Origin of the sequence: Stenotrophomonas sp. T8, from assembly GCF_051853085.1 — a bacterium.
GTDB lineage: Bacteria > Pseudomonadota > Gammaproteobacteria > Xanthomonadales > Xanthomonadaceae > Stenotrophomonas > Stenotrophomonas sepilia.
Map to the genome: position 1 here is coordinate 1,600,103 of NZ_CP195329.1, position 20,080 is coordinate 1,620,182.

Here is a 20,080-nt window from a genome sequence, read left to right on the forward strand (position 1 = left end):
AATGAACGGAACAACTGGAGGCAGGTCATGACCGTGCCGTGGGCCGCCGTCGCGGGGGGGGCGTTGATCGGTGCGGCGGCGGTGGTGTTGCTGGCGACCACGGGCCGGGTGGCCGGCATCAGCGGCATTGCCGCTGGCAGCGTGCGCGCAACGCCGGGCGAGCGCGGCTGGCGCTGGGCATTCCTGCTCGGCCTGCTTGCCGCTGCCGGGGGTGTGCTGTACTGGCAGGCCGTGCCAGGCCAAGCGCCCCGCGACCTGTTGCGTGACGCCTTGCCGGCGTGGCAGCTGGTTGGCGCCGGCCTGCTGGTCGGATTCGGTACGCGGTTGGGCAACGGCTGCACCAGTGGTCATGGGGTGTGCGGCGTGGCCCGCGGCTCAATGCGGTCACTGCTGGCGGTGGTGGTGTTCATGGCCTGCGCAATGTTGACCACATTCCTGATCCGTCATGGCGGGGGCTTCGCATGAGCCGCGTGATGGTGGCCGCCGGCGCGGCAGGGGCGCTGTTCGGCGCGGGCCTGGCGCTGGCCGGCATGACCGATCCGCGCCGCATCCTCGGTTTCCTCGACATCGCCGGCGATTTCGATCCCACCTTGGCCTGGGTGCTGGCCTCGGCACTGCTGGTCAGCGCGGTCGGCCAGCGCTGGGTGCTGCGGCGCCCGCAGCCGTCATGCGCAACGCGCTTCCAACTGCCCGCCGCGCGCGCTGTCGATGTACGCCTCGTGCTGGGCGCGGCATTGTTCGGAATGGGTTGGGGCTGGGCAGGCTATTGCCCGGGCCCTGCCATCGCCGGGCTGGCGGTGGGATCGCGCGAAGCGCTTTGGTTCGTGCCGGCGATGCTTGCAGGTTTCTGGCTGCACGATCGCCTGGTTCGCCCGGGCTTCACCGCTGTGTCACCCTGAATCGGGTCATATCCACGGATCACGGGGAAAGGAGCGCAACGACATGGCACGGATGAAGTGGAAGGAAAGGGCACTGCTGGCGGTCGCGCTGGCTGCCGCAGTGGCACCGGCGCTGGCCTGCACGCGCGCGGTCTACCTGGGCGACAACGGTGATGTGATCACCGCTCGCTCCATGGACTGGAAGGTTGATGTGGCGACCAACCTCTACGTGCTGCCGCGCGGCATCGCGCGCACCGGCCAGGCCGGGCCGAAGTCGCTGGCCTGGACGGCGCGCTACGGCTCGGTGGTGGCCACCGGTTATGACGTATCGACCACCGATGGCATGAACGAGAAAGGCCTGGTGGCCAACCTGCTGTGGCTGGTCGAATCGGAGTATCCGAAGCAGCGCGGCAACAAGCCGGGCCTGGCCATCTCACTATGGGCGCAGTATGTGCTGGACAACTTCGCCACCGTAGACGAGGCGGTCGCGGCGCTGCAGCGCGAGCCGTACTCGATCGTCACCGACAAGGTGCCGGGCGAAGACCGCCAGGCCACGCTGCACCTGTCGCTGTCAGATGCCAGTGGCGACAGCGCCATCGTCGAATACATCGGCGGTCGCCAGGTGATCCACCATGACCGGCGCTACCAGGTGATGACCAACTCACCGATCTTCGAGCAGCAGCTGGCACTCAACAGCTACTGGCAGCAGATCGGCGGCACGGTGATGCTGCCGGGCACCAACCGCTCAGCCGACCGTTTCGCGCGCGCCTCGTTCTACATCAACGCCATTCCCAAGGCGGAAGACCCGGTGGTGGCGCTGGCCAGTGTGTTCAGCGTGATCCGCAACGCCTCGGTACCGTATGGCATCACCACCCCGGGCGAACCGAATATTTCATCCACGCGCTGGCGCACCGTGGCCGACCACAAGCGGCGGTTGTACTTCTTCGAATCGGCACTGACACCGAACACCTTCTGGGTCGACCTGAACAAGGTCGATTTCGGCGGCAAGGTGCTCAAGCTCGATCTCGGTCCGGACCAGCGCAATACCTTTTCCGGCGACGCGCTGGGCCACTTCGTGCCCAGCGCACCGTTTGCGTTCCTCGGCGTCGACGGTTAGTTCGACGCCTGGCTGGAAGCCGGATAGACCGCCTGGATCGTGCAGCCGCCGCGGGTGTACTGCGGCAGCGGCGCCAGCGCGTCGTTGCGCAGGTCACCATTCTCGAATCCGGCGGTGAGGATGCGATCGCCCGGATTGCCACAGATCAGGCCGTTCTGCATGCCGGAGTGGAAGCTCAGCTGTGGCGCACGGTCGAGCTGGCGGCAGTGGCTGCCAAGCTCCACGCGATAGTAGCGGTGACCCCCATTGCGATGCGGATTGGTCTCCACCAGCATGCCCTGCGGGTCGGACGACCACGCGCGCACGTTGCGCGTGGCAAAGCAGTACGACGGCGAACCACCGAAACTGCGGCGGATGTCCCTGCGCTCGCGGATGGTCAGGGCGGGCAGGGTGGCCATGCGCAGGCGATCGCTGTCGCGGGCAACGCTGGCGTAGTCGCGATCCTGCACGGGGGTCACCGCGCTGATCGCGCAGCTGCGGCCATCGACCACCAAACGCTCGCTGGGGCGACCGCAGGCCCAGCCGGCGGGTGCTTCAAGTTTCAGCGTGGTGGCACCGCGGACGCCGGGACACTCTTCGCTGAAGTCGATCCGATAGGCCTGGCCCGAGGCGGCTCGCAGGGCGATTGAACGCGATGAAGCCTGCTCCACTTCCTGGACGCCGACCGCGTCCATGCAGTGCGGGGCCGGTGGCGTACGTTCCTGCGCGGAGGCCGAGGCGGTGAGCGCCAGGCCGAGGCTGGTGGCAAGCACCAGGGACAGCTGCTGATGGGTCATGACCTGCACTCCCTGCGTTGGATGACGGATCGACTATAGCAGCGGTTTGCACGGCCGTTGTTACACGCGCACACTGCCCGGATGGGCGCCATCTTCCATCTGCGGCACTACGGGCAGGCCACCGGCCTGGACCGCCATGACTACGCGCAGTGGGTGCTTCCGCTGCAGGGCGAACTGCAGTTCGAGATGGAAGGGCGCGGCGGCCGGCTGGACCTGCTGCAGGGGGCATTTGTGGCCGCCGGCGAAGCACATGACCAGATGGCGGACGGCCCCAATGGTTTCGTGATCGTTGATTGTCCTCCAGGCGTGCTGGATGACGGCACGCAGGAGCATCTGTGCCGCCAGCGCTGGCTGCATCTGCCGCTGGCATTGCGTCTGCGCCTGGCCGAGGTGCAGGCAGGGCAGCCGATGCCGGCGTTGCTGCCGCAGTTGCTGCAGGTATTTGCACCGGCGGGCAGTGGGGCGCGCATGCAGGGCCTGTGCGCGGCGGTGCAGGCCGATCCCGGCCGGGCCTGGCCGGTTGCCCGGATGGCCGGATTTGTCGGTGTCAGCGAGGGCCGGTTGCACGCATTGTTCCAGCGCGAGTTCGGGCTGAGCCCGCAGGCCTGGCTCAGTGCGTGCCGCTTGCGTTGGGCCAAGCATCAGCTGCGCACCACTGCCGCGCCGATCAGCGATATCGCACTGGCTGCAGGTTATTCCGAGCAGAGCGCACTGACCCGTGCGCTGCGCCGCGAATGTGGCCAGACCCCCGCTGCGTGGCGCAGGGGTGCCGGCTGAGTTGTAGAGCCGAGCCGATGCTCGGCTGCCCTTGTCTGCACAACGGCGAATCGCAGCCGAGCATGGGCTCGGCTCTACAGAGGTGACAAGGCAGCAGCCTGGGTCAAGAGCGCCCAGCGGCCAGCGCTTACACTGCGCGGCCCGTTCCATCCGCCCGGACAACCCGAATGCGCAACAACCCGATGGCCGTGGGCATCGCCAATGGCGTGGCCGCTGGCGCACTGTGGGGCGTGGTCTTTCTCGCGCCTGCCGTGCTTCAGTCGTTCAATGCGTTGCAACTGTCCGCCGGCCGCTACCTGGTCTATGGCCTGATGGCAGTCGCCCTGCTGCTGCCGCGATGGAAGCGGCTGGCACCGCGGCTGGGCCGTGCCGAATGGCTCGGCCTGCTGTGGCTGAGCCTGGCAGGCAACCTGGTGTATTTCCTGCTGCTGGCGACCGCCGTGCAGTGGGCCGGTGGCGCTGCGGCATCGCTGATCGTTGGCCTGATTCCGGTGGTGGTCACCCTCGTTGGCGTGCGCGAGCAGGGCGCTGTACCACTGAAACAGCTGCTGCCGGCACTGGGGCTGTGCGTGCTGGGGGTCGCCCTGGTGGGTTGGGAAGCGCTGATGTCCGAGCACCTGGCCACCCCGTGGCGGCAGCGCCTGATCGGGCTGCTGTGCGCGTTCGGTGCGCTGTTCTCGTGGGCGCTGTATTCGATCGGCAACAGCCGCTGGCTGGCGCGCAGGCCGGACCTGTCCAGCCATGACTGGTCGCTGCTGACCGGCGTCACCACCGGCGGCCTGGCCCTGCTGCTGGTGCCGATGGCCTTCATCGGGCACACCGGCAGCCATACGGCGGCGCAATGGAGCGGGTTCTGGGCGATCAGCGCCGGCGTGGCAGTGGTGGCCTCGATCCTCGGCAACGCATTCTGGAACCGTGCCAGCCGCCTGCTGCCACTGACCCTGACCGGCCAGATGATCGTGTTCGAGACCCTGTTCGCGCTGCTGTACGCCTTTGCATGGCAGCAGCGCTGGCCCTCGCTGCTGGAAGCGCTGGCAATCGTGTTCCTGGTGGCTGGCGTGATGCTGTGCGCGCATGCGCATCGCACACCACGGGCGATCGCCGAACATGCCGGCTGAATGCAGTCGTCAAGCGTGCTGATGCCGGCTTTGTCTCAGTTGCAACCAAATGTCGGCACGTTGGCCGATGATCGCTGCATCGGTTTTTTGCATCGCAGCACTTGACAGCGGCAGGGCGCACAGTGTTTTCTGTGCGCCATGGTCCTTGATGCCGCCCACGCCAGTCTGATCGCCCCCGCCATTGCGGGCCGTTCGACTGCGCCGGCCGCGACCATCACCACCATTACCACCACCACCGTCACCACTGCCCTGGTGCGGCCCGTCGTCTTCGTGTAACTCCCGAAAACCACGGCCCCGCACCCTACAGGTGGCGGGGAAACTCGACACCTGCATGCGACGGGGCCTCCTACCGAGGTCTGCATGTCTCCCCACGCCCCCGCTCATTCCGTTGCCCCGGCCGACCTGGCTGCCGCGTTCACCGTCGTGCACAAGTTCGGCGGCACCTCGGTGGCCGATGCCGAACGCTATCGCCATGTGGGCGGCCTGTTGCTGGCCCGTCCCGAATCGCTGCAGGTCACTGTCGTCTCGGCGATGAAGGGCGTCACCGACGCGCTGATCGAACTGGCCCAGCTGGCGGCCAAGGGCGATGGAGGCTGGCGTGAGGCCTGGCATGCCCTGCGCGCACGCCATCGCGGCGCTGCCGTGGCGCTGCTGGGCGAGCAGGTGGGCGAGACGGTCGAATGGATCGACGCCCGCTTCGATCAGCTGGCCGAAGTGCTGGCCGCGCTGGAAGTGATCGGCGAGCTGCCGCGCGAGGTGCTGGACCGTGTGCAGGGCTTGGGCGAAGTGTTTTCCGCACAGCTGCTCGGCACGCATCTGCGCGCGCTGGGCGAAGACTGCGCGGTACTCGACGCGCGCGATGTGCTGGTGGTCGGGCATGGCGAACTCGGCGTGGATGTCGACTGGGAAGCCAGTGCCGACCGCCTGGCCAAGTGGCGCCTGCAGCATCCGCAGTCGCGCCTGGTTGCCACCGGATTCGTCGCACGCGATCGCGATGACCGCATCACCACCCTCGGTCGCAACGGCAGCGACTATTCCGGTGCGATCTTTGCCGCGCTGTTCAACGCTGACGAGCTGCACATCTGGACCGATGTCGATGGCGTGCTGTCGGCGGACCCACGGCTGGTGCCCGAGGCGGTGCAGCTGGAAGCGCTGAGCTACGACGAGGCCTGCGAACTGGCGTACTTCGGCGCCAAGGTGGTGCATCCGCAGACGATGTCGCCGGCGATCCGACTCGGCCTGCCGATCTTCATCCGCAATACGTTCCAGCCGGCGCATCCGGGTACGCGGATCAGCGCCGAGCGCTCGCCGCGCGGGCCGGTGAAGGGCCTGACCCTGAGTCCCGGGCTGGCGCTGCTGAACCTGGAGGGCACTGGCCTGATCGGCGTGCCGGGTACCGCCGAGCGTGTGTTTGCCGCCCTGCGCCAGGCGCAGGTCTCTGTGGTGATGATCTCGCAGGGTTCCTCGGAACATTCGATCTGCTGCGTGGTGCGCGCCGCCGAAGCTGCGCGCGGCCGCGAGGCACTGCTGCACGCATTTGCGCACGAGCTGTCAGCGGGACAGGTGCAGCGCGTGCAGGTCAGTGAGGGCGTCAGCGTACTGGCTGCGGTCGGTGACGGCATGGCCGGGCAGCCAGGTGTGGCGGCGCGCCTGTTCGAGGCACTGGGGCGTGCGCAGGTGAACATCCTGGCGATCGCGCAGGGCTCGTCCGAACGCAACATCTCGGTCGCCGTGGATAGTGCCGATGCCACCCGTGCGTTGCGCGCGGCGCATGCAGGCTTCTGGCTGTCGCCGCAGACCTTCGCGGTCGGTGTGATCGGGCCCGGCAACGTTGGCGCCGCACTGCTGGACCAGTTGCTGGCCGCGCGCCCGCAGCTGCTGGCCAAGGCCAATGTGGATCTTCGCCTGCGTGCGCTGGCCTCGCGTTCGCGCATGCGCCTGGAAGTGGACGGCCTGCATGCGGACTGGCGCGAGGCCCTGCGGGACGCGGGTGAATCCAGCGATCTTGATCGTTTCACCGAGCACCTGCTGGCTGCGCACCTGCCGCATGCGGTGGTGATCGACTGCAGTGGCAGTGCCGAGGTGGCCGAGCGCTACGAGGGCTGGCTGGCGGCAGGCATCCATGTGGTCACCCCGAACAAACAGGCGGGTGCCGGGCCGCTGCCGCGCTACCAGCGCATCCGCGCCGCCGCAGCGGCCAGTGGTGCGCGCTTCCGCTACGAGGCCACGGTGGGCGCGGGCCTGCCGGTGATCACCACGCTGCGCGATCTGGTCGATACGGGTGACGAGGTGCTGGCCATCGAGGGCATCTTCTCCGGCACGCTGGCCTGGCTGTTCAACCGCTTCGATGGCAGCCAGCCGTTCTCGCAGCTGGTCGCGCAGGCGCGGTCGATGGGCTATACCGAGCCGGATCCGCGCGATGATCTGTCCGGTGTGGACGTGGCACGCAAGCTGGTGATCCTTGCACGCGAGGCCGGCCACGCGCTCAGCCTGGAACAGGTACAGGTGGAAAGCCTGGTGCCGGCACTGCTGCGCGACGGCAGCGTGGATGACTTCATGGCACGGCTGGGCGAGTCCGACGCCAGCCTGCTGCAGCGCCTGCAGGATGCACGGGCGCGTGGCGCGGTGCTGCGCTACGTGGCACGGCTGGGCACCGACGGCGCCTCGGTGGGCCTGCAGGAACTGCCGGCCGACCATGCCTTCGCCAACCTGCGGCTGACCGACAACGTGGTGCAGTTCCGTACCCGCCGCTACTGCGACAACCCGCTGGTGGTGCAGGGACCGGGCGCTGGACCGGAAGTGACGGCGGCGGGCGTGTTCGCCGACCTGCTGCGGGTAGCCGCTGGCGAGGGAGCACGCCTGTGATCGCACGTGCATTTGCGCCCGCCTCGGTGGCCAATGTGGCGGTGGGCTTCGACATACTGGGGCATGCCATTGCAGGCGTTGGCGATACGGTGAGCGTGCGGCGTATCGATGAGCCGGTGGTGCGCATCGAGGCGATCCGCGGCAGTGCGGTCGAACTGCCGCTGGAGGCGGCCGGAAACACGGCAGGTGCGGCGTTGATGTCGCTGCGCGCAGGGCTGGGCCTGCACTTCGGCTTCGCGGTGGAGATCGACAAGGGCATTCCATTCGGCTCCGGCATGGGGGGCTCGGCAGCCTCGTCCGTCGCTGCGCTGGTTGCTGCCAATGCATTGCTGGATGCGCCGCTCTCGCGCGAGGCGCTGTACCCGTTTGCACTGGATGGCGAGGCCGTGGCCAGTGGGGGCCGCCATGGTGACAACGTGGGGCCGCTGCTGCTCGGCGGGCTGGCGTTGTGCACGGCTGACCGCCTGCTGACGATCCCTGTGCCAGCCAGTTGGCACAGCCTGCTGGTGCACCCGCACGCGGTGCTGGAAACCCGTCTGGCACGCCAGGCGCTGCAAGGCAGCTATGCGCTGGGTGAATTCGTGGCGCAGAGTGCGAATCTTGCGCTGGTGCTCAGCGGCTGCCATCGCAGCGACGCGGCGCTGGTGCGCGCTGGCCTGCGCGATGTGCTGGTGGAGCCGCGACGGGCGGGTCTGATCGGCGGCTTCGAGATGGCTCGCGATGCGGCGTTGTCAGCCCGTGCAATGGGCGCGGGCATCTCCGGTGCCGGCCCCAGCGTATTCGCCTGGTTCGAAGATGCCGACCAGGCCCACGCTGCCGCGGCGCCGGTGCAGGCCGCATTCGCTGCTGCCGGCTTCGACAGCGATGCCTGGGTGTCGCCGCTGGATGCGCCGGGAGCCCGGCTGTGCTGAATCCTTCTCCCTCTTTGGATACTGAACCCATGCAATTCGTTTCGACCCGCGGCCGGTCCCCGGCCGTTGGCCTCAGCGCGGCCATCGCTGCAGGCTTGGCACCCGATGGTGGCCTGTACGTGCCCCAGGCACTGCCGGCGCCACGTGAGCTGGAAGCCGGTGCGACCCTGGCCGATACCGCTGCAGACCTGCTGGCACCGTTCTTCGCCGGGGATGCGCTGGAGGCCGCATTACCGTCGATCTGCCGCGAGGCGTTCGACTTCCCGGTGCCGCTGCGCGCGCTCGGTGACGGTGACCACGTGCTGGAACTGTTCCATGGACCGACGGCGGCGTTCAAGGACATTGGTGCGCGTTTCCTGGCCGGTACGCTGTCGCGGCTGCAGGCCGGCAAGGACCGCGAACTGACCATCGTCGTCGCCACCTCTGGCGATACCGGCGCCGCCGTTGCCGCGGCCTTCCATCGCCAGCCAGGCGTACGCGTGGTGGTGCTGTATCCGGATGGCCGCGTGTCACCGCGCCAGGCGCACCAGCTCGGCTGCTTCGGTGACAACATCCAGGCGCTGTGCGTGGCCGGTGCCTTCGACGACTGCCAGGCCATGGTCAAGCAGGCGCTGGCCGACCGCGAACTGCAGGCACAGGTGCCGCTGAGCTCGGCCAACAGCATCAGCCTCGGTCGCCTGCTGCCGCAGATGAGTTACTACGCACATACGGCACTGAGCCACTACGCGTTGCATCGTCGCCGGCTCAACCTGGTGGTACCGACCGGCAACCTGGGCAACGCAATGGCCGCAGTGCTGGCGCGCGCGCTGGGCGTGCCGATCGGACAGATCGTGCTGGCCACCAATGCCAACGCCGTATTGCCGGCGTACTTCAACGGTGGCGAGTACCACCCGCAGGCCAGCGTGGCGACCGTGGCCAATGCCATGGATGTGGGGGCGCCCAGCAACTTCGAGCGCCTGCGCTGGCTCTACCAGGGTGACGATGCCGAACTGCGTGCTGCCTTCCGGGCGTTTGCGGTGGATGACGTGACCATCCGGGCCACCATTGCCGCCGCGCATGCCAGCAGGGGCGAGCTGTTCTGCCCGCATACGGCTACGGCGGTGAAGGTGCTGCAGGACCTGCGCGCCCGTGGTGCCAAGGGCGACTGGGCGGTGGTGGCCACCGCGCATCCGGCCAAGTTCGAGGCCGTGGTCGAGCCGTTGATCGGCGAACCTGTGGCCGTGCCGCCGGCATTGGATGCGTTGTTGCAACGGGCGGCGCACGCCGAACCGTTGGCCGCCGATTACGCGGCGTTGCGCGAGGTGTTGTTGCGTTGATCGGAGATGGATGGGATTGCCGGCCGCTGGCCGGCAATCCCAGCAACCGCAGTGCGGTCAGATCAACCCTTCACCGGCCAGCGTGCGCAGCCCGTCCTCGTCGAGGATCTCCACTACGTTCAGGTGGGGCAGGGCAATCAGCCCTTGCTGGCGCAGCTTGGTGAAGGTGCGGCTGACCGTTTCCATGGTCAGGCCCAGATGGTCGGCGATGTCGCCTCGGCCCATCGGCAGCGACACGCGCAGGCCGTCGCCGCCCAGCCTGGCTTCACGCGCGGCCAGGCGCAGCAGGAAATCAGCCAGCTTCTCGGCCGGCTGCAGGCGTGCCAGCGCCAGTGCAGCGTCCTGCGCGGCATCCAGTTCCTGGCAGGCACGCTGCAGCAGCTTGCGCTCCAGGTGCGGGAAGCGGCTGCGGAGCGCCTTCATCTGTGGCAGCGCGACGCGGCAGACACGGCTGTCGGCGATGGCTTCGATGTCGTAGCGGTGATGGTCGCTGCCGCTCAGGCCCAGGTAGTCGCCGGGCAGCACGAAGCCGTTGATCTGGCGGCGGCCGTCGGCCAGGGTGCGTACCAGGCGCAGTGCGCCGGCAGTCAATGTATAGACATGGTCGCGTTCTTCACCCGTGCGGGCCAGCGTGCTGCCCATGCTGACCTGCTGCGAAACGGTGACCTGTTCCAGCGCCTGCACTTCATCGGGCGACAGCGCCGAGCACACCGCAAGGTGGCGAACCGAGCAGTGCAGGCAGTCCAGCGTGGTGCAGGACGGCGAGGCGGGATCGTTGGTGGCGGGCGGAGCGCCGGAAGGCCGTGACATGTTGCGGGGGCGTATCGCGGGCGGGGGAGGGCCTTATGATACTTCAAGCGGCCGTTCGACCCTGCCCGAGGCGGGGGCGCTAGAATGTCGCCCCCTCCCACGTCCCGTTCCAGCAGGAGTTCCGCCCGTGATCAAGCCCCGTACCCCGCCCGGCACCCTTGAACTGCTGCCGCGCGAGCAGATTGCGTTCCAGCGCATGCTGGACGTGATCCGCCGCAACTACGAGCGCTTCGGGTTCCTGCCGGTGGAGACGCCGGTGTTCGAGCTGTCCGACGTGCTGCTGACCAAGTCCGGCGGCGAGACCGAGCGCCAGGTGTACTTCGTGCAGTCCACCGGTGCGCTGGCCAATGCGGCCGAATCGGGCGACCGTTCGCTGCCGGAGATGGCGCTGCGCTTCGACCTGACCGTGCCGCTGGCACGCTACGTGGCCGAGCACGAACACGAACTCACCTTCCCGTTCCGTCGCTACCAGATGCAGCGCGTTTACCGCGGCGAGCGTGCTCAGCGCGGCCGTTTCCGCGAGTTCTACCAGTGCGACATCGACGTGATCGGCAAGGACAGCCTGAGCGTTCGCTATGATGCCGAAGTGCTGGCGGTCATCCACGCCGTGTTCTCGGAACTGCGCATCGGTGACTTCAGCATCCAGCTGAACAACCGCAAGCTCATGCGCGGCTTCTTCGAGAGCCTGGGCGTGGCCGAAGGCGAGCGCCAGCTGGCGGTGCTGCGTGAAGTGGACAAGCTGGACAAGCGCGGCGCCGATTACGTGCGCGAGACGCTGGTGGGCGAGGGCTTCAACATCCCGGGCGAGCAGGTCGAGAAGATCCTGGCCTTTGTGGCCGTGCGTTCGCAGGGCCATGCCGATGCGCTGGCGCAGCTGGCCACGCTTGAAGCCGACGGCGGCTCTTCGGAAATCCTGCGCACCGGCGTGGCCGAGCTGCGCGAAGTGCTGCAGCTGGTGCAGGCGCTGGGTGTGCCGGAGAGCGCGTACTGCCTGAATTTCTCCATCGCGCGCGGCCTGGACTATTACACCGGCACCGTCTACGAGACCACGTTGACCGACCATCCGCAGATCGGCTCGATCTGTTCGGGCGGCCGCTACGAAGACCTGGCCAGCCACTACAGCAAGTCCAAGTTGCCGGGCGTGGGCATTTCCATCGGCCTGTCGCGCCTGTTCTGGCAGCTGCGCGAGGCCGGCCTGATCGATGGCATCGAGGCCAGCAGCGTGCAGGCGCTGGTGGCGCTGATGGACGAGCAGGGCATGCCGCAGTCGCTGGACATCGCCCGCCGCCTGCGCGCCGGTGGCATCAATACCGAAGTGCAGATGGAGCCGAAGAAGATCGGCAAGCAGTTCCAGTATGCCGCCAAGGCGGGCATCCGCTTCGTGGTGCTGGCCGGTGAGGACGAGCTGGCGCGCGGCGTGGTGGCGGTGAAGGACCTGGTGCGCGAGCAGCAGTTTGAAGTCTCCCGCGATGAGCTGGCGAGCACTTTGCAGGTGGAGCTGGAGCAGTCCAAGGTGATGTAACGGCCACTGGCAGCATGCAACACTTCAAGGAAACGCCCACCAACCGGTGGGCGTTTTCGTTTCCGGGCCCCGGCCGTCCCGACAGCTCGCGGCCAACCGTCGAAGGCGGGGTGGGTCCGGTTGAGGGGGCGTGAGCCGCATAAATGCGGCGACCGAGCTTACATGGGTGAGGGCGCTTTGCTTGCGAAGCACTGCTTCGCAAGCGCCCGAACGCCCAGCCGCCAGCGGCTGGGCCGGGCCCCGGAGGGGTACTTGCAGCGCCCCCCTCAAGCGGATCCATCCCGCCAACCCTCGGAAACCAGCTTTGCTGTTGCTCTGGCTCTTGCCTCTGCGGGTGCAGGGCAGCAGCCCTGCCGTACCCCAACTGACGATTTGACGCACTGCGCAAGAATGCGCTAATGTACTAACGCGCTATTACATTGATGCATGGAAACAGCCCCGTGAAAGCCCGCCCCGAGATTGCCGCCAAAGACCCGAAGGCCGACCTGGAAGCCCTGGCCCTGGCGTTTGCCGCCCTGCGCGAGCCGGAGCAGGTGGAAGCCTTCCTGCGCGATCTGTGCACGCCGGCCGAACTGGAAGCCATGGCCGACCGCTGGAAAGTGGTGCCGTTGCTGCAGCAGGGCGTGCCGTATCGCGAGATCCACGAGCGCACCGGCGTGAGCGTGACCACCACCGGACGGGTGGCGCGCACGCTCGAGCATGGCCATCGAGGCTATGCCGCCGCCATCGACCGCCTTGCTTCGCGCTGATCCGCGCCCCGTTCCGAACTTCGAGACCTCCCCCATGAGTGCAACCCAGGCAGCGCCGGCACGAGACCGGCTGCGTATCGCCATCCAGAAGAGTGGCCGGCTGGCCGAGCCCGCCCGCAACCTGCTCAGCGCCTGTGGCCTGAGCTGGCGCGAAAGCCGTGACAAGTTGTTCTGCTACGGTGAATCGCTGCCGGTAGACCTCCTGCTGGTGCGCGACGACGACATCCCCGGCCTGATCGCCGACGGCGTCTGCGACCTCGGCATCGTCGGCCGCAATGAACTGGACGAGCAGGCCGCGGCACGCCGCCAGATCGGCCTGCCTGACGCCTATCAGGCGCTGCGCGGGCTGGGCTTCGGCCAGTGCCGGCTGATGCTGGCGGTGCCGGAGGAATGGCAGTGGCAGGGTCCGGCGCAGCTGGCCGGTACCCGCATCGCCACCAGCTACCCGGCCATCCTCACGCAGTGGCTGGCGGAGCAGGGCGTGGACGCGCAGGTGGTCGAATTGTCCGGTTCGGTGGAAATCGCCCCGCGCCTGGGCACTGCCGACCTGATCTGTGATCTGGTCTCGAGCGGTGCCACGCTGCGCGCCAACCAGTTGACCCCGGTACACAACCTGCTCGACAGCGAGGCGGTGCTGGCCGGTGCAGTACGAGTGCCGGATGATGCACGCGCTTCGCTGCGCGCGATGCTGCTGCGCCGACTCGATGGCGTGGTGCAGCGCCAGGACCGCAAGCTGCTGATGTTCCGCGCCAGCGAGGACCGCGTCGACGCGCTGGCGCAGTTGCTGGCCGATGCCGAGCCGCTGGTGCGGTTGCCGGCCGATGGCGGTGCGCTGCGCCTGCAGACCATGTGCCCTGGCCCGCTGAGCTGGCAGCGCATGGAGGAACTCGAGCGCGCGGGTGCGCAGGGCCTGATGGTACTGAGCGTGGAGCGGTCGCTGGCATGAACCGTCTGATCTGGTCCCGACTTGATGAGGCCGCGCGCAGCGCGGCATTGACCCGCCCGGTGCAGACCGTGGCGCAGCAGACCCGCGACGCGGTGGCGACGCTGATTGCACAGGTGCGCGCGCAGGGCGACGACGCGCTGCGTGCGATCACCGCACGCTTCGATGGTGTCGAACTGTCGTCCTTTGAAGTGAGCGAAGCCGAGTTCGCGGCGGCCGAAGCCGCTGTCCCCGCCGAACTGCGCCAGGCCATGGTGGACGCGGCCGAGCGCATCGCCCGCTTCCACGCCGCCGGCATGGGCAAGGGATACGCAGTTGAAACCGCACCAGGCGTGGTCTGCGAACGCATGCTGCGTCCGATCGGGCGGGTGGGCCTGTACGTGCCGGCCGGCAGCGCGCCGCTGCCGTCTACCGCGCTGATGCTGGGCGTTCCGGCACAGCTGGCCGGCTGCCCGCAGGTGGTGCTGTGCACGCCGCCGCGAGCCGATGGCAGCGCAGACCCGGCCGTACTGGTGGCGGCGCGGCTGACCGGCGTGCAGCGCGTGTTCAAGCTGGGCGGCGCGCAGGCGATCGCCGCGATGGCCTATGGCACCGCCAGCATTCCCGCCTGCGACAAGCTGTTCGGGCCGGGCAACAGCTTCGTGACCGAAGCGAAGCAGCAGGTCGCACAGGAGGGCGCCGCCGCCATCGACATGCCGGCCGGTCCTTCGGAGGTGCTGGTGATTGCCGATGCCGGTGCCAATCCGGCGTTCGTGGCCGCCGACCTGCTGTCGCAGGCCGAACACGGCCCGGATTCGCAGGTGCTGCTGCTGACCGACGATGCCGGGATGCTGGCGGCGGTCGAGGCTGACGTCGAGCGCCAGGTGGCCCTGCTGCCGCGCGAGCAGATTGCGCGCCAGGCGCTGTCAGCGTCGCGCCTGATCCAGGTTGATTCGTTGGACGAGGCCTTCGCGATCAGCAACCGCTATGCGCCGGAGCACCTGATCCTGGCGCTGCGTGATCCGCGTGCGTGGCTGGACAAGGTGCAGGCGGCCGGCTCGGTGTTCCTGGGTGATTACACCCCCGAAGCACTGGGTGACTACTGCAGCGGCACCAACCACGTACTGCCCACCGCCGGTGCCGCACGTGCCTACAGCGGCGTGAGTGTTGCCAGCTTCCAGAACCTGATCAGCGTGCAGAGCGCCAGTGCCGCCGGCCTGGCCGCGATCGGCGGCTGCGCGCGCATCATCGCCAGCGCCGAAGGCCTGGATGCCCACGAGCGTGCGGTGGCATTGCGCATGGAGGTGGCGGCATGAGCGCGGCTATCGAGGATGTGCTGGCGCTGGTACGCCCGGATCTGCAGGCGTTCGCCGGCTACAGCTCGGCACGCAGTGCGGCGGTGCAGGGCGAGGTCTGGTTGAACGCCAACGAGTCGGCCTGGGCCAATCCGGCCGATGCGGCTGGCAGCAGCCGGCGCTATCCGGAGCCGCAACCGTTGGCGTTGCGCGAAGGCTTGGCGGCGCTGTACGGCGTGACGCCGCAGCAGCTGCTGGTCGGCCGCGGCAGCGACGAGGCCATTGATCTGCTGGTACGCGCGCTGTGCGTGCCGGGTCGCGATGGCGTGCTGGTCACGCCGCCGGTGTTCGGCATGTACGCCGTCTGCGCGCGCCTGCAGGGTGCCGCATTGATTGAAGTGCCGCTGGTGGACAGCGAGGATGGCCTGCGCGCCGATCTGGATGCGGTGATCGATGCGGCCAAGGCGCAGGGTGCCAAGCTGGTGTTCCTGTGCGCACCGTCGAACCCGGCCGGCAGTGACATCGCCTTGGAAGAGGTCGAGCGTGTGGCGGTTGCGCTGCGCGGGCAGGCGCTGGTGGTGGTGGACGAGGCCTATGTGGAGTACGCAGGGCGCGCATCGGCCACCACGCTTCTGGCCGCACACGCCAACCTGGCGGTACTGCGCACCTTGTCCAAGGCGCACGCGCTGGCTGCTGCCCGTATCGGCACCCTGATGGCCGCCCCGGAGCTGATTGCTGTGCTGCGCCGCTGCCAGGCGCCGTACCCGGTGCCGACGCCGTGCGCGGAACTGGCGGTACAGGCGCTGCAACCCGCCACGCTGGCCAGGACCGCCGAACGCGTAGCCACGGTGATTGCCGAGCGCGAACGCCTGCGCGTGGCGCTGCTGGGCCTGCCCGGCGTGCGTCGCGTCTACCGCTCATCCGGCAACTACCTGCTGGTCCGCTTCGCCGATGCCCAGGCCGCGTTCGATACGCTGCTGGCTGCGGGCGTGGTGGTGCGTGACCAGCGCGCCGCGCCGCAGCTGGGCGATGCCCTGCGCATCAGCATCGGCAGCCCCGAAGAAAACGACCGCGTGCTTGCGGCCCTGTCGGCGCGGAGGGCCGCAGCATGACCCCGATCCTGTTCATCGATCGCGACGGCACCCTCATCGAGGAGCCGGCCGATTTCCAGATCGACGCCTACGAAAAGCTGCGCTTCGTGCCGCAGGTGATCCCGGCCCTGCTAAAGCTGCGTGATGCCGGCTATCAGTTCGTGATCGTCACCAACCAGGACGGCCTGGGCAGCGACAGCTACCCACGCGCCAGCTTCGATGGCCCCAACGACCTGATGCTGCAGATCTTCGAGAGCCAGGGCATCACCTTCCGTGACGTGCTGATCGACTGCAGCTGGCCGCAGGACAATGCGCCGACCCGCAAGCCGGGCATCGGCCTGATGACTGGCTACCTGCAGGACCGCAGCATCGACTGGGCACGCTCGGCCATGGTTGGCGACCGCATCACCGACCTGCAGTTCGCCGACAACCTCAACATCCGGGGCTTCCAGTTGCGTACCGAACAGTTCGGTGGCGAATGGGACTGGCCGGGCATCGCGCACGCGCTGGCCGACGCGCCGCGCACCGCCGTGGTCCAGCGCAACACCAAAGAAACGAAGATCCGCGTTGAGCTGGACCTGGATCGCGCCGGTGATGCGCGCATCGCCACCGGCCTGCCGTTCTTCGACCACATGCTCGAACAGATCGGCAAGCACGGCGGCTTCGCCCTCGATATCCAGGCCGAGGGTGACCTGCACATCGATGAGCACCACACCATCGAGGACACCGGGCTGGCCCTGGGCCAGGCCCTGCGCGAGGCGCTGGGCGACAAGCGCGGCATCGGCCGCTACGGCTTCACCCTGCCGATGGACGAGACCCTGGCCAGCGCCGCGCTGGACTTCAGCGGCCGCCCGTACTTCGTGTTCGAGGGCGAGTTCAAGCGCGAGCGGGTGGGCGACATGCCGACCGAGCTGGTGCCGCACTTCTTCCGTTCGCTGTGCGATGCCAGTGGCCTGAACCTCAACCTGCAGGTACGCGGCGACAACGATCACCACAAGGTGGAGGCCTGCTTCAAGGCGCTGGCGCGCGCACTGCGCCCGGCGCTGGCCCGGCAGGGCACGGCACTGCCGAGCACCAAGGGGGCATTGTGAGCGACGTCGCGCTGATCGATGCCGGAGGTGCCAACCTGGGCTCGGTGCGCTACGCACTGGAGCGCCTGGGCGCGACGGTGCGGCTGGTGCGCGACGCGGACGGCCTGGTGGGGGCGCGGCGGGTGATCCTGCCCGGCGTCGGCGCCGCCAGTCCCGGCATGCAGCGATTGCACGCGCAGGGCCTGGTGGAGCCGTTGCAGCGGCTGGAGGTGCCGCTGATGGGCATCTGTCTTGGCATGCAGTTGCTGTTCGAACGCTCCGAGGAAGCGGGCGTAGAGACACTGGGACTGATTCCGGGCGTGGTGCGCAAGCTGGTGCCGGCCTGTGGCATCCGCGTGCCGCACATGGGCTGGAACCGCCTGCTGCCGCTACGTGAGTCGCTGCTGTTGCAGGGTGTGCCGGAACGCGCCAGCGCCTACTTCGTACACAGCTATGCGGCACCCTTGAATACCCACACCGTCGCTGCCTGCGACCACGGCGGGCTGTTCACCGCCGTGGTGGAGCAGGGGCGTTACTACGGCGCGCAGTTCCATCCCGAACGTTCCGGCGAAACCGGCTCGCTGATGCTGCGCAATTTCCTCGAGGGCACTGCTGCATGAGTTTCATCGTCTACCCCGCGCTGGATATCCGCGATGGCCGCGTGGTGCGGCTGCGCCAGGGCGACTACGCGCAGGAAACCTCCTACGGCGACGATCCGCTGCCGCGCGCGCAGGCGTTCGCCGCGCAGGGCGCGCAGTGGATGCATCTGGTCGACCTGGATGCTGCACGCGCTGGTGGCTATACGCTGGCGCCGCTGCTGGCGGCGATCCGCGCGCAGGCGCCGCTGCAGGTGCAGACCGGTGGTGGCGTGCGTGGCCGCGACGATGTGGCGCGCATCCTTGATGCTGGTGCCGGCCGCGTGGTGGTCGGTTCGCTGGCGGTGCGTCGTCCCGATGAAGTGGTCGGCTGGCTGGAGGAATTCGGCGCCGAGCGCATCACGATTGCGCTGGACGCGCGCCAGGACGCACAGGGGCAGTGGCAGCTGCCGGTGCACGGCTGGACCGAGAACGCCGGGGTGACCCTGGATGACCTGGCCCAGCGCTACGCGCGCGCCGGCATGCGCCATCTCTTGTGCACCGACATCGCCCGCGACGGCATGCTGGCCGGGCCCAATATCGGCCTCTACCAGCACCTGTCGGCCTTGCTGCCGGGGGTGGCGGTGCAGGCGTCCGGCGGCATCCGTGACGTGGCCGATGTGGCCGAGGCGCGTGCCGCCGGCTGCGGTGGTGCGATTCTCGGCAAGGCCCTGCTGGAGCAGCGCATGGACCTGGCGGAGGCGCTGGCATGTTGAGCCGCCGCATCATTCCCTGCCTCGACGTGCGCGATGGCCGCGTGGTCAAGGGCGTGCGCTTCCGCGACCACGTCGACATGGGCGACATCGCTGAGTTGGCGCAGCGCTATCGCGACCAAGGGGCGGACGAGCTGGTGTTCTATGACATCGGCGCCAGCCCCGAGGCGCGTTCGGTCGACGTTGCCTGGATCGAGCGCATCGCGCGGCTGATCGACATTCCGTTCTGCGTGGCCGGGGGCATCGACAGCGTGGAAACCGCGCGTCGCGTGTTGTTCGCCGGTGCCGACAAGGTGTCGATCAACTCCCCCGCGCTGGGCCGCCCGGAACTGATCACTGAACTGGCCGACGAGTTCGGCGTGCAATGCGTGGTGGTCGGTGTCGATTCGGTGCGCGAAGCGGATGGCCAATGGCGGGTGCGCCGCTTCAGCGGAGACCCGGACAAGACCCAGGCGGTGCCACTGCGCACCCTTGACTGGATTGTCGAGGCGCAACGTCGGGGCGCCGGTGAGATCGTGCTGAACTGCATGGACAGCGATGGCGTGCGCCGCGGCTACGATGTCGCACAGTTGCAGCAGGCGCGGGCACTGTGCCAGGTGCCACTGATCGCCTCCGGTGGCGCCGGTGCGATGGAGCACTTCGCCGAAGCCTTTGACCAGGCCGACGTCGATGGTGCGCTGGCGGCGAGCGTGTTCCACAGCGGCGCCATCGCCATTCCGGAATTGAAGCGCTACCTGCGCGGACAGCAGATCGAGGTGCGGGATGTCTATTGAAGTCAGGCCTTCGTTGGACGCATTGCAGGCACTGGACTGGGGCAAGGGTGACGGCCTGCTGCCGGCCGTGGTGCAGGATGCCGATACGCTGCAGGTGCTGATGCTGGGCTATGTCAGCGCAGGATCGCTGGCGGCCACGCTGGCCGTCGGCCACATGACGTTCTTCAGCCGCAGCAAGCAGCGGTTGTGGACCAAGGGCGAGCAGTCCGGCAACGTGCTGGTGGTGCAATCGATCAGCGTCGACTGTGACGCCGACACGCTGCTGGTGATGGCACGGCCGGCCGGGCCGACCTGCCACACGGGTGCGGAGAGCTGTTTCGACCAGGCGCCGAAGGACTTCCTGGGCGGGCTGGGCCAGTTGGTCGCGATGCGTGAGGCGCAGCGCCCACCGGGCAGCTATACGACCCGCCTGTTCGAGGGCGGCATCCGCCGCATCGCACAGAAGGTGGGTGAGGAGGGGGTGGAGACCGCGCTGGCGGCGGTTGCGCAGGATGACGAGGCGCTGCTCGGTGAGGCTTCGGACCTGCTGTACCACCTGCTGGTACTGCTGCGCGCGCGCGGTCTGTCGCTGGACGATGCGCGGGCGGTGCTGGAAAAACGCCATCGTTGAAGCGTGGTAGTGCCGGCCGCTGGCCGGCAACCTCATCATCTTCGGGCATCGAGGGGCTGCCGGCCAGCGGCCGGCACTACCCGCTGGAAATGCAGGCGGGCATCGCTCGGCTCTACAATACCGCGTCTCTTT

At 68.3% G+C, this 20,080-nt stretch carries 20 protein-coding genes and 1 pseudogene; 18 read left to right on the forward strand and 3 right to left on the reverse strand.

What is annotated here, in order from left to right; translation table 11 throughout:
* Positions 1–15 precede the first annotated feature (15 nt).
* The 3 genes and pseudogenes from ACSDHM_RS07640 to ACSDHM_RS07650 form a co-directional block, all read left to right on the forward strand.
* Positions 16–465: pseudogene (locus ACSDHM_RS07640) on the forward strand (YeeE/YedE family protein); the annotation flags it as partial.
* Entirely contained in the window at positions 462–899 is a 438-nt protein-coding gene (locus tag ACSDHM_RS07645; protein WP_088497312.1) for a DUF6691 family protein, read from the forward strand. The pseudogene ACSDHM_RS07640 and the gene ACSDHM_RS07645, both read left to right, overlap by 4 nt.
* 43 nt (positions 900–942) lie before the next feature.
* Entirely contained in the window at positions 943–1,995 is a 1,053-nt protein-coding gene (locus ACSDHM_RS07650) for a linear amide C-N hydrolase (protein WP_049413806.1), read from the forward strand.
* Here the strand turns inward: ACSDHM_RS07650 and ACSDHM_RS07655 are convergent.
* The gene (locus ACSDHM_RS07655; protein WP_227837194.1) at positions 1,992–2,771 is read right to left on the reverse strand and encodes a DUF6491 family protein; all 780 of its coding nucleotides are present in this window, start codon (positions 2,769–2,771) and stop codon (positions 1,992–1,994) included. The genes ACSDHM_RS07650 and ACSDHM_RS07655 overlap by 4 nt on opposite strands.
* An 81-nt stretch (positions 2,772–2,852) precedes the next feature.
* Between ACSDHM_RS07655 and ACSDHM_RS07660 the strand changes: the two genes are divergently transcribed.
* Both ACSDHM_RS07660 and ACSDHM_RS07665 read left to right on the forward strand, forming a co-directional pair.
* Positions 2,853–3,548, forward strand: coding sequence for a helix-turn-helix transcriptional regulator (locus ACSDHM_RS07660; RefSeq protein ID WP_072169059.1), 696 nt, complete (start codon positions 2,853–2,855; stop codon positions 3,546–3,548).
* A 167-nt stretch (positions 3,549–3,715) separates the two neighbouring features.
* Positions 3,716–4,666 carry a DMT family transporter gene (locus ACSDHM_RS07665; RefSeq protein ID WP_439426837.1) on the forward strand — a complete coding sequence of 317 codons (951 nt, stop codon included), beginning with the start codon at positions 3,716–3,718 and terminating at the stop codon, positions 4,664–4,666.
* Positions 4,667–4,675: 9 nt separating this feature from the next.
* Here ACSDHM_RS07665 and ACSDHM_RS07670 read toward each other — a convergent pair whose 3' ends face one another.
* Positions 4,676–4,999: a hypothetical protein gene (locus ACSDHM_RS07670; RefSeq protein ID WP_439426838.1), complete on the reverse strand. Its 324-nt coding sequence runs from the start codon at positions 4,997–4,999 to the stop codon at positions 4,676–4,678.
* Between the two features lie 27 nt (positions 5,000–5,026).
* Between ACSDHM_RS07670 and thrA the strand changes: the two genes are divergently transcribed.
* The 3 genes from thrA to thrC are packed head-to-tail and all read left to right on the forward strand — an operon-like array spanning position 5,027 to position 9,758.
* Entirely contained in the window at positions 5,027–7,531 is a 2,505-nt protein-coding gene (thrA, locus tag ACSDHM_RS07675) for a bifunctional aspartate kinase/homoserine dehydrogenase I (RefSeq protein ID WP_072169061.1), read from the forward strand.
* The gene (locus tag ACSDHM_RS07680; protein WP_072169062.1) at positions 7,528–8,442 is read left to right on the forward strand and encodes a homoserine kinase; all 915 of its coding nucleotides are present in this window, start codon (positions 7,528–7,530) and stop codon (positions 8,440–8,442) included. The genes thrA and ACSDHM_RS07680 overlap by 4 nt, the downstream gene beginning before the upstream one ends.
* Before the next feature lie 29 nt (positions 8,443–8,471).
* A complete protein-coding gene (thrC, locus tag ACSDHM_RS07685; protein ID WP_072169063.1) occupies positions 8,472–9,758 on the forward strand; it encodes a threonine synthase in 1,287 nt (428 codons plus the stop codon).
* A gap of 57 nt (positions 9,759–9,815) precedes the next feature.
* Here the strand turns inward: thrC and ACSDHM_RS07690 are convergent, their stop codons facing one another.
* The gene (locus ACSDHM_RS07690; protein ID WP_005416324.1) at positions 9,816–10,568 is read right to left on the reverse strand and encodes a Crp/Fnr family transcriptional regulator; all 753 of its coding nucleotides are present in this window, start codon (positions 10,566–10,568) and stop codon (positions 9,816–9,818) included.
* 127 nt (positions 10,569–10,695) lie between these two features.
* Between ACSDHM_RS07690 and hisS the strand changes: the two genes are divergently transcribed.
* From hisS to hisIE, 10 genes are all read left to right on the forward strand, one after another.
* Positions 10,696–12,090, forward strand: a complete 1,395-nt coding sequence (gene hisS, locus ACSDHM_RS07695) for a histidine--tRNA ligase (RefSeq protein ID WP_072169064.1) — start codon at positions 10,696–10,698, stop codon at positions 12,088–12,090.
* A 440-nt stretch (positions 12,091–12,530) separates the two neighbouring features.
* The gene (locus ACSDHM_RS07700) at positions 12,531–12,839 is read left to right on the forward strand and encodes a YerC/YecD family TrpR-related protein (RefSeq protein WP_088497315.1); all 309 of its coding nucleotides are present in this window, start codon (positions 12,531–12,533) and stop codon (positions 12,837–12,839) included.
* A gap of 34 nt (positions 12,840–12,873) precedes the next feature.
* The gene (gene hisG, locus ACSDHM_RS07705; protein WP_049438529.1) at positions 12,874–13,785 is read left to right on the forward strand and encodes an ATP phosphoribosyltransferase; all 912 of its coding nucleotides are present in this window, start codon (positions 12,874–12,876) and stop codon (positions 13,783–13,785) included.
* Positions 13,782–15,077 (forward strand): histidinol dehydrogenase, encoded by a 1,296-nt coding sequence (gene hisD, locus ACSDHM_RS07710; protein WP_439426839.1) that lies wholly within the window; start codon positions 13,782–13,784, stop codon positions 15,075–15,077. Before hisG ends, hisD begins: the two co-directional genes overlap by 4 nt.
* Positions 15,074–16,168 (forward strand): histidinol-phosphate transaminase, encoded by a 1,095-nt coding sequence (hisC, locus tag ACSDHM_RS07715; RefSeq protein ID WP_088497317.1) that lies wholly within the window; start codon positions 15,074–15,076, stop codon positions 16,166–16,168. The genes hisD and hisC overlap by 4 nt, the downstream gene beginning before the upstream one ends.
* Positions 16,165–17,238, forward strand: a complete 1,074-nt coding sequence (gene hisB, locus ACSDHM_RS07720; protein ID WP_088497318.1) for a bifunctional histidinol-phosphatase/imidazoleglycerol-phosphate dehydratase HisB — start codon at positions 16,165–16,167, stop codon at positions 17,236–17,238. Before hisC ends, hisB begins: the two co-directional genes overlap by 4 nt.
* The gene (gene hisH, locus ACSDHM_RS07725; RefSeq protein ID WP_072169069.1) at positions 17,235–17,837 is read left to right on the forward strand and encodes an imidazole glycerol phosphate synthase subunit HisH; all 603 of its coding nucleotides are present in this window, start codon (positions 17,235–17,237) and stop codon (positions 17,835–17,837) included. Before hisB ends, hisH begins: the two co-directional genes overlap by 4 nt.
* Positions 17,834–18,568, forward strand: a complete 735-nt coding sequence (hisA, locus tag ACSDHM_RS07730; RefSeq protein ID WP_072169070.1) for a 1-(5-phosphoribosyl)-5-[(5-phosphoribosylamino)methylideneamino]imidazole-4-carboxamide isomerase — start codon at positions 17,834–17,836, stop codon at positions 18,566–18,568. The genes hisH and hisA overlap by 4 nt, the downstream gene beginning before the upstream one ends.
* On the forward strand, positions 18,562–19,338 hold the full coding sequence (gene hisF / locus ACSDHM_RS07735) for an imidazole glycerol phosphate synthase subunit HisF (protein WP_046985961.1): 777 nt from the start codon (positions 18,562–18,564) through the stop codon (positions 19,336–19,338). Before hisA ends, hisF begins: the two co-directional genes overlap by 7 nt.
* Positions 19,328–19,948: a bifunctional phosphoribosyl-AMP cyclohydrolase/phosphoribosyl-ATP diphosphatase HisIE gene (gene hisIE, locus ACSDHM_RS07740; RefSeq protein ID WP_111007965.1), complete on the forward strand. Its 621-nt coding sequence runs from the start codon at positions 19,328–19,330 to the stop codon at positions 19,946–19,948. Before hisF ends, hisIE begins: the two co-directional genes overlap by 11 nt.
* Positions 19,949–20,080 lie beyond the last annotated feature (132 nt).

Excerpts from the sequence above, each read along its gene's own strand:
- hisF (WP_046985961.1), top strand. The coding sequence starts at position 18,562 with ATGTTGAGCCGCCGCATCATTCCCTGCCTCGACGTGCGCGATGGCCGC.
- ACSDHM_RS07660 (WP_072169059.1), top strand. The coding sequence starts at position 2,853 with ATGGGCGCCATCTTCCATCTGCGGCACTACGGGCAGGCCACCGGCCTG.
- hisA (WP_072169070.1), top strand. The coding sequence starts at position 17,834 with ATGAGTTTCATCGTCTACCCCGCGCTGGATATCCGCGATGGCCGCGTG.
- thrC (WP_072169063.1), top strand. The coding sequence starts at position 8,472 with ATGCAATTCGTTTCGACCCGCGGCCGGTCCCCGGCCGTTGGCCTCAGC.
- hisG (WP_049438529.1), top strand. The coding sequence starts at position 12,874 with ATGAGTGCAACCCAGGCAGCGCCGGCACGAGACCGGCTGCGTATCGCC.
- ACSDHM_RS07665 (WP_439426837.1), top strand. The coding sequence starts at position 3,716 with ATGCGCAACAACCCGATGGCCGTGGGCATCGCCAATGGCGTGGCCGCT.
- hisB (WP_088497318.1), top strand. The coding sequence starts at position 16,165 with ATGACCCCGATCCTGTTCATCGATCGCGACGGCACCCTCATCGAGGAG.
- hisIE (WP_111007965.1), top strand. The coding sequence starts at position 19,328 with ATGTCTATTGAAGTCAGGCCTTCGTTGGACGCATTGCAGGCACTGGAC.
- ACSDHM_RS07650 (WP_049413806.1), top strand. The coding sequence starts at position 943 with ATGGCACGGATGAAGTGGAAGGAAAGGGCACTGCTGGCGGTCGCGCTG.
- ACSDHM_RS07670 (WP_439426838.1), bottom strand. The coding sequence starts at position 4,999 with ATGCAGGTGTCGAGTTTCCCCGCCACCTGTAGGGTGCGGGGCCGTGGT.
- thrA (WP_072169061.1), top strand. The coding sequence starts at position 5,027 with ATGTCTCCCCACGCCCCCGCTCATTCCGTTGCCCCGGCCGACCTGGCT.
- hisC (WP_088497317.1), top strand. The coding sequence starts at position 15,074 with ATGAGCGCGGCTATCGAGGATGTGCTGGCGCTGGTACGCCCGGATCTG.
- ACSDHM_RS07655 (WP_227837194.1), bottom strand. The coding sequence starts at position 2,771 with ATGACCCATCAGCAGCTGTCCCTGGTGCTTGCCACCAGCCTCGGCCTG.
- ACSDHM_RS07690 (WP_005416324.1), bottom strand. The coding sequence starts at position 10,568 with ATGTCACGGCCTTCCGGCGCTCCGCCCGCCACCAACGATCCCGCCTCG.
- ACSDHM_RS07645 (WP_088497312.1), top strand. The coding sequence starts at position 462 with ATGAGCCGCGTGATGGTGGCCGCCGGCGCGGCAGGGGCGCTGTTCGGC.
- hisD (WP_439426839.1), top strand. The coding sequence starts at position 13,782 with ATGAACCGTCTGATCTGGTCCCGACTTGATGAGGCCGCGCGCAGCGCG.